The organism is Kitasatospora sp. NPDC059817 (genome assembly GCF_042731835.1).
In the GTDB taxonomy this organism is placed as follows: domain Bacteria; phylum Actinomycetota; class Actinomycetes; order Streptomycetales; family Streptomycetaceae; genus Kitasatospora.
In genome coordinates this window covers 1-13,182 of the sequence record NZ_JBHWIR010000197.1, presented here as the reverse complement: position 1 = coordinate 13,182, position 13,182 = coordinate 1, and the positions used below count along the sequence as shown (strand labels likewise).

12 protein-coding genes are annotated in these 13,182 nt (G+C 75.5%); 8 read left to right on the top strand and 4 right to left on the bottom strand.

Translation table 11 applies throughout. The annotated features are described in order from the left end of the window. Window positions 1-89 precede the first annotated feature (89 nt). Together ACFV61_RS29885 and ACFV61_RS29880 are read right to left on the bottom strand one after the other, a co-directional pair. Window positions 90-731, bottom strand: a complete 642-nt coding sequence (locus ACFV61_RS29885) for an NAD(P)-dependent oxidoreductase (RefSeq protein WP_380494988.1) — start codon at window positions 729-731, stop codon at window positions 90-92. An 86-nt stretch (window positions 732-817) separates the two neighbouring features. Next, entirely contained in the window at window positions 818-1,747 is a 930-nt protein-coding gene (locus ACFV61_RS29880; RefSeq protein ID WP_380494986.1) for an EamA family transporter, read from the bottom strand. Window positions 1,748-1,858: 111 nt separating this feature from the next. Between ACFV61_RS29880 and ACFV61_RS29875 the strand changes: the two genes are divergently transcribed. Continuing rightward, window positions 1,859-2,362 carry a MarR family winged helix-turn-helix transcriptional regulator gene (locus ACFV61_RS29875; RefSeq protein WP_063350635.1) on the top strand — a complete coding sequence of 168 codons (504 nt, stop codon included), beginning with the start codon at window positions 1,859-1,861 and terminating at the stop codon, window positions 2,360-2,362. A gap of 39 nt (window positions 2,363-2,401) precedes the next feature. Here ACFV61_RS29875 and ACFV61_RS29870 read toward each other — a convergent pair whose 3' ends face one another. Continuing rightward, window positions 2,402-3,277, bottom strand: coding sequence for an L-histidine N(alpha)-methyltransferase (locus ACFV61_RS29870; RefSeq protein ID WP_380494984.1), 876 nt, complete (start codon window positions 3,275-3,277; stop codon window positions 2,402-2,404). Between ACFV61_RS29870 and ACFV61_RS29865 the strand changes: the two genes are divergently transcribed. The 5 genes from ACFV61_RS29865 to ACFV61_RS29845 all read left to right on the top strand — a co-directional run bounded on the left by ACFV61_RS29865 (window position 3,276) and on the right by ACFV61_RS29845 (window position 7,873). Beyond that, entirely contained in the window at window positions 3,276-4,826 is a 1,551-nt protein-coding gene (locus ACFV61_RS29865) for a PLP-dependent aminotransferase family protein (RefSeq protein WP_380494981.1), read from the top strand. The two genes, ACFV61_RS29870 and ACFV61_RS29865, sit on opposite strands and share 2 nt — an antisense overlap. A 173-nt stretch (window positions 4,827-4,999) precedes the next feature. Next, complete coding sequence (locus ACFV61_RS29860; protein ID WP_380428751.1) at window positions 5,000-6,202, top strand: glycoside hydrolase family 3 N-terminal domain-containing protein; 1,203 nt, start codon at window positions 5,000-5,002, stop codon at window positions 6,200-6,202. A 320-nt stretch (window positions 6,203-6,522) separates the two neighbouring features. Then, complete coding sequence (locus ACFV61_RS29855) at window positions 6,523-6,993, top strand: hypothetical protein (protein WP_380346043.1); 471 nt, start codon at window positions 6,523-6,525, stop codon at window positions 6,991-6,993. Window positions 6,994-7,250: 257 nt separating this feature from the next. Then, window positions 7,251-7,595, top strand: a complete 345-nt coding sequence (locus tag ACFV61_RS29850; RefSeq protein WP_380494979.1) for an ArsR/SmtB family transcription factor — start codon at window positions 7,251-7,253, stop codon at window positions 7,593-7,595. Window positions 7,596-7,729: 134 nt separating this feature from the next. Continuing rightward, window positions 7,730-7,873, top strand: a complete 144-nt coding sequence (locus tag ACFV61_RS29845; protein ID WP_159398578.1) for a DUF6126 family protein — start codon at window positions 7,730-7,732, stop codon at window positions 7,871-7,873. A gap of 204 nt (window positions 7,874-8,077) precedes the next feature. On the opposite strand, the gene ACFV61_RS29840 is transcribed toward ACFV61_RS29845, so the two are convergent. Next, a complete protein-coding gene (locus tag ACFV61_RS29840) occupies window positions 8,078-10,648 on the bottom strand; it encodes a cytochrome P450 (protein WP_380494978.1) in 2,571 nt (856 codons plus the stop codon). A 340-nt stretch (window positions 10,649-10,988) separates the two neighbouring features. Here ACFV61_RS29840 and ACFV61_RS29835 point away from each other — a divergent pair, with 340 nt between their 5' ends. Together ACFV61_RS29835 and ACFV61_RS29830 are read left to right on the top strand one after the other, a co-directional pair. Then, window positions 10,989-11,726, top strand: a complete 738-nt coding sequence (locus ACFV61_RS29835) for a sigma 54 modulation/S30EA ribosomal C-terminal domain-containing protein (RefSeq protein WP_380494976.1) — start codon at window positions 10,989-10,991, stop codon at window positions 11,724-11,726. Between the two features lie 91 nt (window positions 11,727-11,817). After that, window positions 11,818-12,249 carry a hypothetical protein gene (locus tag ACFV61_RS29830; protein WP_380494974.1) on the top strand — a complete coding sequence of 144 codons (432 nt, stop codon included), beginning with the start codon at window positions 11,818-11,820 and terminating at the stop codon, window positions 12,247-12,249. The last annotated feature ends 933 nt before the right edge of the window (window positions 12,250-13,182 follow it).

Sequence of the window (13,182 nt, the reverse complement as noted above, 5' to 3'; positions counted from 1 at the left end):
GGGTACACCCCGGACACGGAGGATCGCCCCAGGGCGTGTTTCATAATTCGCGTCGCGCGCCCGGCGGGAATGATGAAACACGCCCTGGGTCAGTAGGCGGCGGTGAAGCGGGTGCGGCGGTGCGCGGGCTGCTCGGCCTCGTCGAGCAGGGCGACGGCGAGGTCCTCCATGGAGATCACCGAGGCGCCCTCGGCGTCCACCAGCAGTTCGTCCCGTCCGAGCCGGAAGCGGCTGGTGCGCTCGCCGGGTTCGAGCAGGGCGGCGGGGCTCAGGTAGGTCCAGTCGACGTCCGGGTCGGCGGCGCGGTAGAGGTCGAGCTGCTCGCGGCAGGCCCGGGCGATCGGCCGGAGCTCGGCGGGGAAGCCGGGGTCGTCGGCGAGGGTCGTCCCGCCGCGGCCGGGGAGGGTGAGGCTGCCCGCGCCGCCGACGGCCATCAGGCGCACGCCCGTTCCGGCGAGACCGGCCAGCAGGCCCCGGGTGGCGGCGGACAGCTCGTGCTCGCTGCCGGGCGCCGGGCGGGTGGCGGTGATCACCAGGTCCTGCCCGGCGGCGAGGCGGGCGACGTCCTCGGGGTTGCGGGCGTCGCCGACACCGAGGGCGACGGCGGCCGGCAGGCCGTGCGGTTTGGCGGGGTCGCGCAGGACGGCGGTGATCCGGTGGTGGCGGGCGAGCGCCTCGGTCACCACCCGGCTGCCGACGTTGCCGGTGGCGCCGAACACGGTGATGTGCATGGAGGTTCTCCTGTGCGGTGGGTGCCAGCGGCTGCTGGGCGGGGATCGGGGAGTGCGGAGGGGAGTTCGGCGGGAGCGGGGCGGGGTTAGGCGTTCTCGCGGACGGGCGGCGCGGCGGCCGGGGCGCTGGGTGCGGCGGGCGCGGAGGCCGCGGCGGTGCCGGGGCGGCGCCGGGTCTGGGCCGCGATCAGCGAGCCGAGGACGATCAGTGCGCCGAGCGCCTGGAGCGGGCTGAGGTCCTGCCCGAGGGCCAGCCAGCCGATCGCGGTGGCGACCACCGGGCTGAGCAGCGAGAGGAAGGAGACCGAGGTCGGCGGCAGTGCCCGGATCCCGCGGAACCAGAGCGCGTACGTGAGCGCCGCGCCGATCAGACTGAGGTAGCCGTAGCCGAGCAGGTTGCCGCCGGTGAGGTGGGACGGCGGGGCGCCCTCGACGAACAGCGCGACCGGTACCAGTAGCAGTCCGCCGGCGGTGAGCTGCCAGCCGGTGGTGGCGAGCAGCGGGGCGGGGGAGACCCAGCGCTTGGAGAGGACGACGCCGGTGGCCATGACGACCGCGCCGGCGAGCGCGGCGGCCACGCCGACGGCGTCCAGCTGGGCGTTGGCCCGCAGGACCAGCAGGCTGACGCCTGCGATCCCCGCGATGCCGCAGATCACCGTGCGCGGTGTGAGCCGGTCGCCGAGCAGTGCGGCCGAGAGTCCGGCGGTGATCAGCGGCTGGACGGCGCCGACGGTGGCGGCGACCCCGCCGGGGAGGCGGTAGGCGGCGATGAAGAGGAGGGCGAGGAAGGCGCCGATGTTCAGTGCGCCGAGGACCAGTGCGCGCCACCACCAGCTGCCCTTCGGCAGCCGGCGGGTGACGGCGATCAGCAGCAGCCCTGCGGGCAGGGCCCGGAGGACGGCCGCGAGGAGTGGACGGTGGGGCGGGAGCAGTTCGGTGGTGACGATGTACGTCGACCCCCAGACGGCGGGGGCTATCGCCGTCACCAGCACGATTCCGAGGCGATTTCTTAGCACTAAGCAAATGTATCTCAGCGCTAAGGCATCTCTCACCGCTTTGACGGGGTGACGTGGCTCACAGTTACCTCATCGCTAAGGAATCCCGGCGGAATCCCCTACCCTGAACCTGTGGCAGATGCAGATCATGTGGACCGAGTAGTCGCGCAGTGGGCCGCCGAACGCCCCGACCTGGACGTCTCCCCGATGGAGGTGATCGGCCGGCTCAAGCGCCTCTACCGCCTGATGGACGCGGAGCTCAACCGGACCTTCGGCGAACACGGCCTGGACGCCGCCTCCTTCGACGTCCTCGCCACCCTCAAGCGCAGCGGGCCGCCCTACCGCCTCACCCCCACCGGACTGATGCAGTCCGCCATGGTCACCTCCGGCGCCATCACCCAGCGCCTCGACCGCTTGGAGGCCCGCGGCCTGGTCACCCGCACCCAGAGTGACCAGGACGGCCGCAGCCGCGTGGTCGGGCTCACCCCCGAGGGCCACGCCCTGATCGACCGCGCCCTCCCCGACCACCTCGCCACCGAGCGGCTCCTCCTCGCCGGCCTCGACGCCCCCCGGACCGCCGCGCTCGTCGACGCCATGCGCACCCTCCTGGCCGCCCTCGGCGACAGCCCGGAGTGAGCGGGCGGGCAGGCGGGCGGACCTCCCCGCCCGACCGGCCTACGGGTTGACCGCCACCGCCTTGAAGAAGGTGTAGTGGAACGTCCCGCCCGGCTCGGCCGTGCGGCGCAGTTCGGCGATGCCGCGGTCGAAGGCGTCGGGGGTGGTCAGACCGGCGGCCAGCGCCTCGGTGCGGACGGCCTCGACCATCGCGACGAAGGTGCGCCGGGTGAAGCCCTCGACCAGGGTGGGGCGGGCGCCGTCGGCGTGGACGGTGCGGGGGCGGACGGCCACGTCCCGGAAGCCGGCCTCCGACAGGATCGGGTACAGGCGGCGCCCGAGCAGGGCGTCGCCGCCCGCCGCCGCCTGGAGCCGCACCAGCAGGTCGACCGCGTCGCGGGCCGCCGGGCCCTGCGGGTGGAAGAAGGCCGAGCCGTGGTCGCCCTCGATCACCGTGATCGTCCCGCCCGGCCGCAGCACCCGCCGCAGCGCGGTCAACGCGGCCACCGGATCGGCCAGGTGCTCCAGCACGAAGCACACGAAGACGTGGTCGAACGCGCCGTCCGGGAAGGGGAGTCGGCGCAGGTCGCCGTGGTGCCAGGTGACCCGCGCGGTGGGCGCCTCGGCCGTCACCCGGGCCCGGGCCTGCGCCAGCGACTCCGCAGAGACGTCCACCGCCGTCAGCAGCACGCCGGGACTGGCGGCCAGCAGGTGCGCGGTCTGCGCCCCCACCCCGCAGCCGGCCTCCAGCACCCGGCTGCCCGCCGGGTACGCGGTGCCCGCGTGCAGCAGCTCGGCGAGGGTGTCCGCCTGGTCGCCGAGCCGTTGCGCCTCGGTCTCCGAGTAGCCGTGGACGTAACCCGGGACGTAGCCGGTGAGGTGATCGGGGCCTTCGGCGTCCTGCCGGTCGTTCAGTGGTGCCGTTTCCGTGGTCATGGCCCCACCCTCACGCCACAATGGCCCGGTGAACAGGTCCAAAGAAGCACCGGATGACAGGTCCAAACAGGCGGACCCGGGCGCCGACTTCCTCCAGCTCGACACCGCCGACGCCCCGCCCGGCGGCCTGACCGGCTGGCTCGCCCGCCGACTGCGCGAGGCCATCGCCGACGGCCGCCTCCCCACGGGCAGCAGGCTGCCCGCCACCCGGGGGCTGGCGGCCGAACTCGGCGTCTCCCGGGGAGTGGTGACCGACGCCTACCGGCGCCTCGCCGAGGAGGGCCAGATCGCCGGCCGGGGCAGGGGCGGCACCGTCGTCGTCGCGGTTCCGGCGCCGCCCGCGCCCCCCTTGTCGGCCGCATCCCCGTTGTCAGCCACACCCCCGGCCCCGCCGCGCGCCCGGCCGGAGCCCGTCCTGTTCCACGCCGACCCCGACCCCGAGGTGTTCGACCTGCTGCGCGGCACGCCCGCCCGGATCGACCTCACGCCCGGCGTGCCCGACCTCGCCGCCTTCCCCCGCACCGCCTGGCTGCGCGCCGAACGCGCCGTCCTCGACGGCCTCGCCGCCGCCGACCTCGGCTACGGCGACGTCCGCGGCGCCCCCGCACTGCGCCGGGCCGTCGCCCACTGGCTGGCCCGCAACCGGGGCATCCGCGCCGAACCGGACGAGGTGCTGATCGTCGCCGGGACGGCCCAGGCCCTCGCCCTGCTCGGCCGGGCCCTCGGCCGGATGGGCGTCACCGAGGTCGCCGTCGAGGACCCGGGCTCGCTCGGCGCCCGCCAGCACCTCGCCCACTGGCTCGCCGCGACCCCGCCCGTCCCGGTCGACGCCGAGGGCGTCCGGGTCGACGCGCTGCGCGCCACCGGCGCCCCGGCCGTCCTGCTCACCCCGGCCCACCAGTACCCGACCGGGGTCGTCCTCGGCGGCGAGCGGCGGCGCGAACTGCTGCGCTGGGCGGGCGAGGGCGGCCTGGTCATCGAGGACGACTACGACGCCGAGCACCGCTACGACCGCCCGCCCGTCCCCGCGCTGCGCGCCGCCCTGCCGGAGCAGGTCTGCTACGCGGGCAGCATCTCCAAGCTGCTCGCCCCCGCGCTGCGCACCGGTTGGCTGCTGGTGCCGCCGCGGCTGCGCGAGGCCGTCCTGGAGGCCAAGCGGTTCGCCGACCTGGGCAACCCGGTGCTGCCGCAGCTGGTGCTGGCCCGGCTGATGGAGTCCGGCGAACTCGACCGCCACCTGCGGCTGTTGCGCCACCGCCACCGCCGCCGACGGGACGCGATGATCGCCGCCGTCCACGCCCACCTCCCCGGCGCCACCGTCCACGGCGCGGCGGCCGGCCTGCACCTGATGCTCACCCTGCCGCCCGGGGTCCGCTGCACGGACACCGAACTGGCCACGGCGGCGCTCGCCGAGGGCGTCAAGGTGCAGCCGCTGTCCTGGCACGCGCGGCTGCCGTACCCGCCGGGACTGGTGCTCGGCTACGCGGCGGGTGCGCCGGGGGAGATCGCGGAGGGGATCGCCGTCCTGGGGCGGTTGCTGCGCCGGTAGGGCTGAGGGCTGAGGTCTGAGGTCTGAGGGCGGCCGGTGCCCGGGTCCCCCGTCCGCGCGGGCGCGGGTGTGCTCCTCCGGGGTCCGGGCTATGGTGGCGACGGGCTCGGGTGCCTTGACGGGCTCGGGTGCCTTGACGGGCCGTATCCCGCTGCCGACCTCAGGGAGGCGTGATGGCCGTGCTTCGGCGCACCGTCCAGTTCGGCGCGATGCTGGTGGTGTTGGCGGCCACGCTCGGGCCGGTTCCGGCCGGGTCAGTGTCGGCGTCGGCACCGGCGTCCGTGCCGGAGTCGATACCGGACGTGCCGGGGTCGATACCCGGGAGGGTCAGTGCCCCGGGTGAGGGGACGGTGGTGGCGGAGATGGCCGATCAGGACGCGCGGCAGCTCGCGGGGCGCCGGATCGTACTCTCCTACGCCGGTCCGACACCGCCGCCGGGCGTGCTGCAGACGATTCGGGAGGGGCGGGCGGCCGGGGTCATCCTGTTCGCCGAGAATGTCACGAGCCCGGCGCAACTCGCCGAGGCCGTCGGTCAGTTGCGGCAGGCGGCGGCGCAGTCGCCGGTGTCCGAGGGGCTGTTGCTGATGACCGACCAGGAAGGCGGCAAGGTGCGCCGCCTGCCCGGCGAGCCCGAACTCTCCGCCCGCCGGACCGGATCGGAGCCCGACCCGCTCGGCGCGGCGGGCCGCGCCGGGGTCGGCGCCGCCGGGACGCTCGCGGACGCGGGGCTCAACGTGAACCTCGCGCCGGTGCTGGACGTCTACGACACCCCGGGCAACTTCATCGACCGCCATGAGCGCTCCTACGGTCAGGACCCCGCCGGCGTCGGCGAGTTGGGCAGCGCCTTCCTCGCCGCCCAGCAGGGCCTGGGCGTCGCCGCCACCGCCAAGCACTTCCCCGGGCTGGGCTCGGCCGTCAACGGCGAGAACACCGATGACCGCCCCGTCACCCTGTCCGTGCCGCTGGACGAGCTGCGCGCCCGCGGTGAGGAGCCCTACCGGGCGGCCATCGCGGCGGGCGTCCGGCTGGTGATGGCCTCCTGGGCGGTCTACCCGGCGCTCGACCCGGACCGCCCGGCGGGGATGTCGCCCGCCGTGGTCGAGGGCGAGCTGCGCGGCCGCCTGGGCTTCCGGGGCGTCACCGTCACCGACGCCCTGGAGGCCGAGGCCCTCGCCCCGTACGGCGGCCCCGGCGACCGCGCGGTGGCCGCCGCCGAGGCCGGGATGGACCTGATCCTCTGCTCCGCCCGCGACCCTCAGCAGGCCGAGGACGCCACCACGGCCCTCGCCGACGCCCTGGACTCCGGCCGGCTCGACCGCGCCGCCTTCGCGGCCGCCGTCACCCGGGTCGACGCCCTGCGGGCCTCCCTGGACTGAGCCGGCGGCGGCCGACCGGTGGCCCGCCCGTGGGCGCGGACGCCGGTCGGGCCGTCCCCGGGCCGACGCCTGCGAGGCGGGCGACCGGCCCCGCGCCGGGCACCGGGGAGGCCGGCCGTGGCAGGTGCGCGGAGCCCGACCCTCCGGGGTGGGATTACGCCATCAAAGGTCTGGTTTCGGTCTGCTCGGCACTTCGAAGGCAGAATCGCGGTCATGGCATGGGAATCGCATGGCAAAGTCTCTTCATGGCGCATGTGAAATGTCACATGTGCTACCTCACCTGTTCTGATCGTTCCTCGTACCCTCCGAAGGAGGAGGCAATGAACCGCATCACCCGGATCGCCTCGGGCGCGGCCGGCGCCGTCGCCCTGCTCGCGGCGCCGGTGCCGGCGCTCGCCGTGTCGACCAGCGGCGCGGCCGAGACCGCCGCCACGGTGACGACCTGCGGCTACAACGGCCTGCAGGCCGGGCTGTCGACCAAGGTCTGCGCCGAGGTCACCGGCGCCAGCGTCGTGCTGTACGGGCAGATCGGCCTGGCCGGTCCGCCCACCCCGGACACCCCGTGGCCGCCGAAGCCGCAGGAACTGCTCACCCGACTGTCGGCCGGGGTGGTCGGCGGCGAGTCGCTCGGCTCGGCGAGCGGGCGCGCCGTGTTCACGGCCGCCACCGTGCGGGTCGACGGCGTCAGCGTCACCGTGCCGTGCGGTTCGACCCTCCACGCGACCTTCGCCGTCGAGTCGATCTGGCGGGGGCCGGCCCCGGTCGAGGTGGATGTACCTGTACTCTGCTGACGGAACCTCACCATGACCGCCGAGTCCGAGAGTTGGCAGCGTCCCGGGCTCGGCTTCCGGCGTTCCCGCACGCCCTCCGGATGTGACGCGGACCACTCGGGGGCGGCCCCGGCGGGCCGGGTGGCCGCCAGGCGACGGCCGGGCGCCCACTGTGACGACTTGAAGAAATCTTCATCTGTGGCGATGATGCTTGCCGGCCGCCGGTGAGGACGCGGCCGCACGCTCACCGAGCCGTACCCGAGGGAGGGACGCGGACCATGCCCGTCCCGCTGTACCAGGCCAAGGCGGAGTTCTTCCGCACCCTCGGCCATCCGGTCCGGATCCGGGTGCTGGAACTGCTCCAGGACGGGCCCCGGCCGGTGCGCGAGCTGCTGGCCGAGATCGAGGTCGAGCCCTCCAACCTCTCCCAGCAGCTCGCGGTGCTGCGCCGTACCCAACTGGTCGCCGCCACCCGTGAGGGCAACACCGTGGTGTACGCGCTCAGCACCCCGGACGTGGCCGAGCTGCTGCGGGCCGCGCGCCGGATCCTGACCGAGCTGATCACCGACCAGGGCGCGCTGCTCACCGAACTGCGCGAGCCCGGCGGCCAGCCGCACCGTTGAGCCCGCCGAGGCCCTCGGGCCGGTCGAGCGTGTCGAGCCCTTCGAGCCCTTCGAGCCCGTTGAACCCTTCGAGCCCGTCGGGCCCGCTGAACCCGCGCCCGACCCGGCCGGCCGACCCGAGGAGAACCCCCGCCATGAGCGAGAGCACGAGCGACGGCACGCGCGAAGAGAAGCGTCGACGCAAGGCCATGCTCATCCGGGCGGGCATCTACATCTTCGCCACGCACCTGTTCGCCGGCTTCGTGCTGCTGCTGTTCGCGCTCGGCGGCCGCAAGTAGGCACCTCCTGCGTCCTGCCCGGCCAAGACCGGCCGGCCAGCGCTAGGGGCTCTCTTTCGGATCACGTCGGATCAGCGCGCGGCGTCGGAGTGCGTGCATCGCAAGACGGAGGAGGGAGTCCATGCGGAGTATCGGCGACCGACGACAACGCGGCGAGGTGCGTGCTCCGGCGTCGCGCGCCCGGCGTGATCCGAAAGAGAGCCCCTACGTCCGAGGACCGTCCGTCACGAGGTAGCGGTCGCTGGTGCTGGTCCAGGCCTGGACGCCCTCGATGAGCTCCCGGGTGCCGTCCAGGTACCAGCGCCCGGCCGGGTGGCGGTGGCGCAGGTCGCTGCGCAGGGCGTCGTTCTCCCGCCGCAGCCGGGCGACCCGGGAGCGGACGGCGCCGACGGCCCGGCTGCGGGTGCAGCCGCGGATCCGTTGCAGGGTGAGGACGGTGTTGAAGGCGGCCGCGCTCTGGCGTTCCTCCCGCTCCAGTGAGTACAGGTCGTTGATCAGCGTGGCGGCGTCGGCGGTGTTGGCACGCAGCCGGTGCAGTGCGGGCTCCGCGTGGAGGGCGGCGGGGGCGTCGGCGCCGTGGACCCGTTCCAGTATGTTCATGAACGGGTAGAGACAGCTGCCGTGGCGGCGCAGCCGCATGGTCTCGGGCAGGCCGAGGGCGGGGACGGTGCCGTGGGCGCGGTGTTCGGCCTCGGCGGGGAAGGTCTCCAGACAGGCCTGCCACTCCCGGGCGGCCCGGGCGCGCCAGTTGGGGGACATGCCCTGCGCCTGGCGGCTCCACAGGTCGTGCCAGGCGCGGAGCACGTGGTCGCCGGAGCGCGGCGCCGGGCCCGCGCCGACCGGCGCGGAGGCGCCCGTCCGATCGGCCCCGGTGCGGTACAGGACGTCGATGAGCGGGTCGACGACGTCGCGGGCTTCGACGGGGCGGCGCCCGGGCGGGCCGTCGAAGCGGTCGTCGAGGATGGTGAACCAGCCCAGCATGTCCACCAGCAGGTCGAGGTCGGCGCCGTGCGCGCGGGGGAAGGCGTGGCCGATCAACTCGTGCAGGGCGTAGGCCCCGTAGCGGGTCATCTCGGGCGGGGTGAGGAGGTTGCGGCCGACCACCCAGGCGGCGTGCCGGGCCGCGGCGGTGCGCAGTTCGCCGGACCGTTGCGGGAGTTGGGGCGCGGCGGGGGCCGAGGCGGGGATGCTCACCGGGCAGCGGGCCGCCGGCGGGGCCTCGACGGCCGCCCGGTCCTCTCCCGCCCGGTCCTCTCCCGCTCGGTCCTCTCCCGCTCGGTCCTCTCCCGCTCGGTCCTCTCCCGCCCGGTCGTCCCGCGCCCGGCCCTCTCCAACCCGGTCGTCCGGCGGGCTGTCCGGGCGGGGCACCCGGGCGCCGCGCGGGGTCAGCCGCACGCGCAGCCCGTGCGCCTGGACCGTCGTCCACACCACTTCCCGGGCCCGGGCGCCGGGGACGGCCACCGGCCGCCAGCGGCGCAGGATCGCGGCCGCCGCGACCGTCAGCTCGGCCCAGGCGAAGGCTTCCCCGATGCACTTGTGCTTGCCGGCCCCGAACGGGAGGAAGGAGTGCCGCCCGGCCCCGCCGGACTGCCAGCGCTCCGGGCGGAAGCGCAGCGGGTCCGGGTAGCGGTCCGGGTCGCGGTGCAGTGCGGTGAGGCTGTAGAGCAGTTCGGTGCCGGCCGGGATCCGGTACGGGCCGAGGTCCACCGGCACCTGGGCGGTGCGCATCAGGAAGGCGTTGGGCGCGTGCAGCCGCACCACCTCCTGGGTGACGCTGCGGGTGTAGGTGAGCCTGGCCAGCGCCTCGGGGGTGGGGGCGGCTCCGGCGGGCAGGTGCTCGTCGAGTTCGGCGAGCACCCGGGCCTCCACCTCGGGGTGGCGCAGGAGTTCGTCGAGGAGCCAGGTCAGCGTGGTGGAGACGGTCTCGGTGCCGGCGCCGAACATGGTGATCGCCTCGGACCGGACGTCCGCCTCGGTGAGCGGCCGGCCGGTGCCCGGGTCGGTGGCGGCGCGCAGCAGGGCGGGCAGGGTGCCGCCCCGCTCGGCGGATCGGGTGCCCGTCGGCCTGACGGCCTGGTCGACGACCTGGTTGAGCACCCGGACGGCGGCGTCGAAGCGCCGGTTGACCGCCAGCGGCAGCCGGGCGAGCGCCGGGTGCGGGTAGAGGGACTGGACGATCTGGCCCTTCACCAGGTCCGGCAGGGCCTGGTGGAAGGCCAGGGTGGCATCCTCGCTCAGCCGGGCGTCGAACAGCGAGCGGGTGACGATCTCCAGCGCGAGGTGGTTCATCTCCTTGGCCACGTCGAGGACTTGACCGGGGTGCCAGCGCCTGGCCCGCTCCTCGGTGACCTGGTGCATCACGGCGACGTACTCGGCCATCCGGTCCGGCCCGAAGGCGGGTTGGATGATCCGGCGGCGGTCGCGGTGGGCCTGGCCCTCGGACATCAGCAGGCCGTCGCCGAACGCCGTCTTGAGGGTGTCCTGGACGGCGCCGCGCGGGCAGTTGTAGGCGAGCGCGACGAGCAGGGTGTGGACGAGCGGGGCGTCGGTGACCACGCAGACGGTGCGCGGCCCGAGCCGGATCCGGACGACGCCGCCGTGCCGGGAGAGCGAGCCGAGGAAGCCGAGCGGGTCGCGCAGCAGGGCGGCCGCGTGGCCGAGGCCGGGGACGGCGCCGGGGGCGAGCGGGGGGACGGTCGAGCGGGTGGTGCGGGGTGCGGTCGGTGCGGTTCTCGGGGGGAGGTCCCGTTGCCGCGTCTCGGTCAGCAGGGTCATGTCAGTACCTCTCATCAGAGGAGCCGGTGCGGACGGTACCGGGGGCCCCGACGGGCCGGCCGGGTGGTGGGGGGCCGGCTCGCGCGGATCCGCGCGTGCCCCGGCTGGAGGGGCGCACGTCATGGCAAACGCGCCGGTTCGACGGGCGTTGCGCCGAACGCGGGTGGATCACTCCAACGGTCGATCATCCGCAGTGGCTCCGACCGCCCCGGAACGCGGTGCTGACCTGCGGCGAAGGCCCCACCGGAAAGATCCGGGCCGGTCCCCTCGCGCAGGGTCTTTGGACCCTCGCCGCCCGGCCGCCCGAGGGCCAGCATGGTCCGGGAGAAGGAGGACCCTGATGACCAGTCTGCGCCACCGGCCCGCCCTCGACGTCCGGGTGGAGATCCGCGGCGAGCTGCCGCGCGAGAACGCCGAGTACGCCCGGGCGCAGGCACTGGACACGGCGGCCGGGCTCGGCCCCGGAACCCGCGCGCTGCGCATCCGGCTCACCCGCGTGCGCGACCGGGCCATCACCCGGCCCGCCCTCGCGCAGGCCCACGTCGACCTGGCCGGCGCCGGTCCGGTCCGGGTGCAACTCGCCGCCGCCACCGCCCGCGAGGCCGTCGACGTCGCCCTGGGCACCCTCGCCGGCCGGGCCGCCCGGCTGCGCGAGCAGGGCGACATCGGATTCGCCGCCGCCCACGAGAGCGCCTACCGCCCGCAGTACGCCGCCCGCCCGCTCGCCGAACGGCGGATCGCCCGGCGCAAGGAGGTCGTCCTCGCCCGCCGCACCCCCGAGCAGGCCATCCGCGAACTGCTCGCGCTGGACCGGCCGTTCCACCTCTTCGCGGACGCCGTGACCGGCCGGGACGCGCTGGTCCACCGCTGCCCGCTCAGCGGCGCGCCCGGGGTGGGCCGGTCCACGGGTGCCGACCCGGCGGACCCGCTCGACCTCACCGAGGCGGCCCGGCGGCTCTGGCTGACCGGCGGCCCGTTCGTCTGCTACGCCGACCCCGGCGACGGCCGTGCCCGGGTGCTCTACCGCCGCTACGACGGCCACTACGGCCTGATAACGCCGGTAGCGGAGCCTCGTTGACGGGCAGGAGAACCACCGGGGCGGGCCCACCGGCCCCGATGGCCACGACCGCCACGACCGCCACGACTTCCACGACAGGGGAACCGGGACCATGGACTGCGACGAGGTCATGCTGACCGTCCGGATCACCGCCGCCGAACGCGCGCTGCTGCGGGCCCTCGCCCGCGGCCACGGCGGGGACGTCTCCGAGGTGGTGGTCGACGGCCTGCTGGAGGTCATCCCCGCGCTGCACGACGACGCCTCCGCGCTGCCGCTGCGGCGCGTCCTGGCCCGGCCCGCCCCCTGCGCCCTGACCCTCTGGCTGCCCGCCCCGATCGCGGACCTGCTGCCGCTGCTGGGCGAGCGGATCGCGCGGACCGGCGGCCCGTCGAGCGGACCGGCCAGCGCCGCGCTGTCCGCCGCGCTGCGCCTGTGGCTCGCCGGGGACCGGGCGGGGCTGGCCGCCGGGCTGGCCCGGCTGCACGGCGGCTGCGCCGGCGGGCGGGCGGCGGCGCAGGCGGCCCCGGTGCGGGCGGCGGCCTGACCGGTTCCGGTGGCCGGGCGGCGGCCTGGCCGGTTGTTGACGGTTCGTCAGTCATCGGCTCCAGCTGGCATGTCCTGGGCGGGAATTGGCCAGTTCAGGACTCTGGTCAGGGCCCCGTGACACGCCCTAGCATTCCCGTCACGGCCGTCTGAGCCCAGGCCCCGGGACTCCGGCCGGGTGGCCGCCACCACCCCGTTGCCGGGGAGCGCACACCCCCCGAGTGCGCTTCCCGGCACCGTCACGTCCGGGGCTGTCCCCGGGGCTCTCGGCCCGCTCTCGGCCCGCCCCCGACCTTCCCCCCGGTGTCGTCCGCTCCGCGCGACCCGGCCCGCCGCGTGCGAGCGGCCGAATTCCGCAAGAGGTTTTCGTTATTCCCGCGCGGCCCACCGCTCTCCTGAGTGCCGGAAGGTGCGGGCCCCCGCTCGGCAGGGCGCCCGCACCTCGCACGAGGAGGGGAAACGCGATGGGACGCCGGAGCGCGGAGCCGCGCCCCCCTTAGCGGCAACTCGCCTCCGGCGTCGGCCGGTTCACTTCACGGCGGGTGGCGGCGCGCTGGTGCTCGGGCTCGACGGCCGCTGGTACTACGGTGGTCGGTTAGGGCGTGTCTTGTGGATCAGGTCGGATCAGCGCGCGGCGTCTGGGTGCGTGCATCGTAAGGCGGAGGAGGGAGTCCATGCGGAGCATCGGCGACCGACGACAACGCGGCGAGGTGCGTGCCCAGACGCCGCGGGCCCGGCCTGATCCACAAGACACGCCCCCGGGGGGAGTTCGAGCAGCCCGAACGGCCGGCCGTGCAACAACCGGCCGCTGCTGAAGGCCTCCTGAGACCGTCCGGCGGCGGGGGGGGGGGGGGGGGGGCCGCCCCCCCACCCCCGCCCCCCCCCCCCCCACCCCGCCGCGCCCCCCCCCCCCCCCACAGCGGTGACGCACGCC

Excerpts from the sequence above, each read along its gene's own strand:
- ACFV61_RS29885 (WP_380494988.1), bottom strand. The coding sequence starts at position 731 with ATGCACATCACCGTGTTCGGCGCCACCGGCAACGTCGGCAGCCGGGTG.
- ACFV61_RS29865 (WP_380494981.1), top strand. The coding sequence starts at position 3,276 with ATGGCCCCACCCTCACGCCACAATGGCCCGGTGAACAGGTCCAAAGAA.
- ACFV61_RS29870 (WP_380494984.1), bottom strand. The coding sequence starts at position 3,277 with ATGACCACGGAAACGGCACCACTGAACGACCGGCAGGACGCCGAAGGC.
- ACFV61_RS29860 (WP_380428751.1), top strand. The coding sequence starts at position 5,000 with ATGGCCGTGCTTCGGCGCACCGTCCAGTTCGGCGCGATGCTGGTGGTG.
- ACFV61_RS29855 (WP_380346043.1), top strand. The coding sequence starts at position 6,523 with ATGAACCGCATCACCCGGATCGCCTCGGGCGCGGCCGGCGCCGTCGCC.
- ACFV61_RS29850 (WP_380494979.1), top strand. The coding sequence starts at position 7,251 with ATGCCCGTCCCGCTGTACCAGGCCAAGGCGGAGTTCTTCCGCACCCTC.
- ACFV61_RS29845 (WP_159398578.1), top strand. The coding sequence starts at position 7,730 with ATGAGCGAGAGCACGAGCGACGGCACGCGCGAAGAGAAGCGTCGACGC.
- ACFV61_RS29840 (WP_380494978.1), bottom strand. The coding sequence starts at position 10,648 with ATGACCCTGCTGACCGAGACGCGGCAACGGGACCTCCCCCCGAGAACC.
- ACFV61_RS29835 (WP_380494976.1), top strand. The coding sequence starts at position 10,989 with ATGACCAGTCTGCGCCACCGGCCCGCCCTCGACGTCCGGGTGGAGATC.
- ACFV61_RS29830 (WP_380494974.1), top strand. The coding sequence starts at position 11,818 with ATGGACTGCGACGAGGTCATGCTGACCGTCCGGATCACCGCCGCCGAA.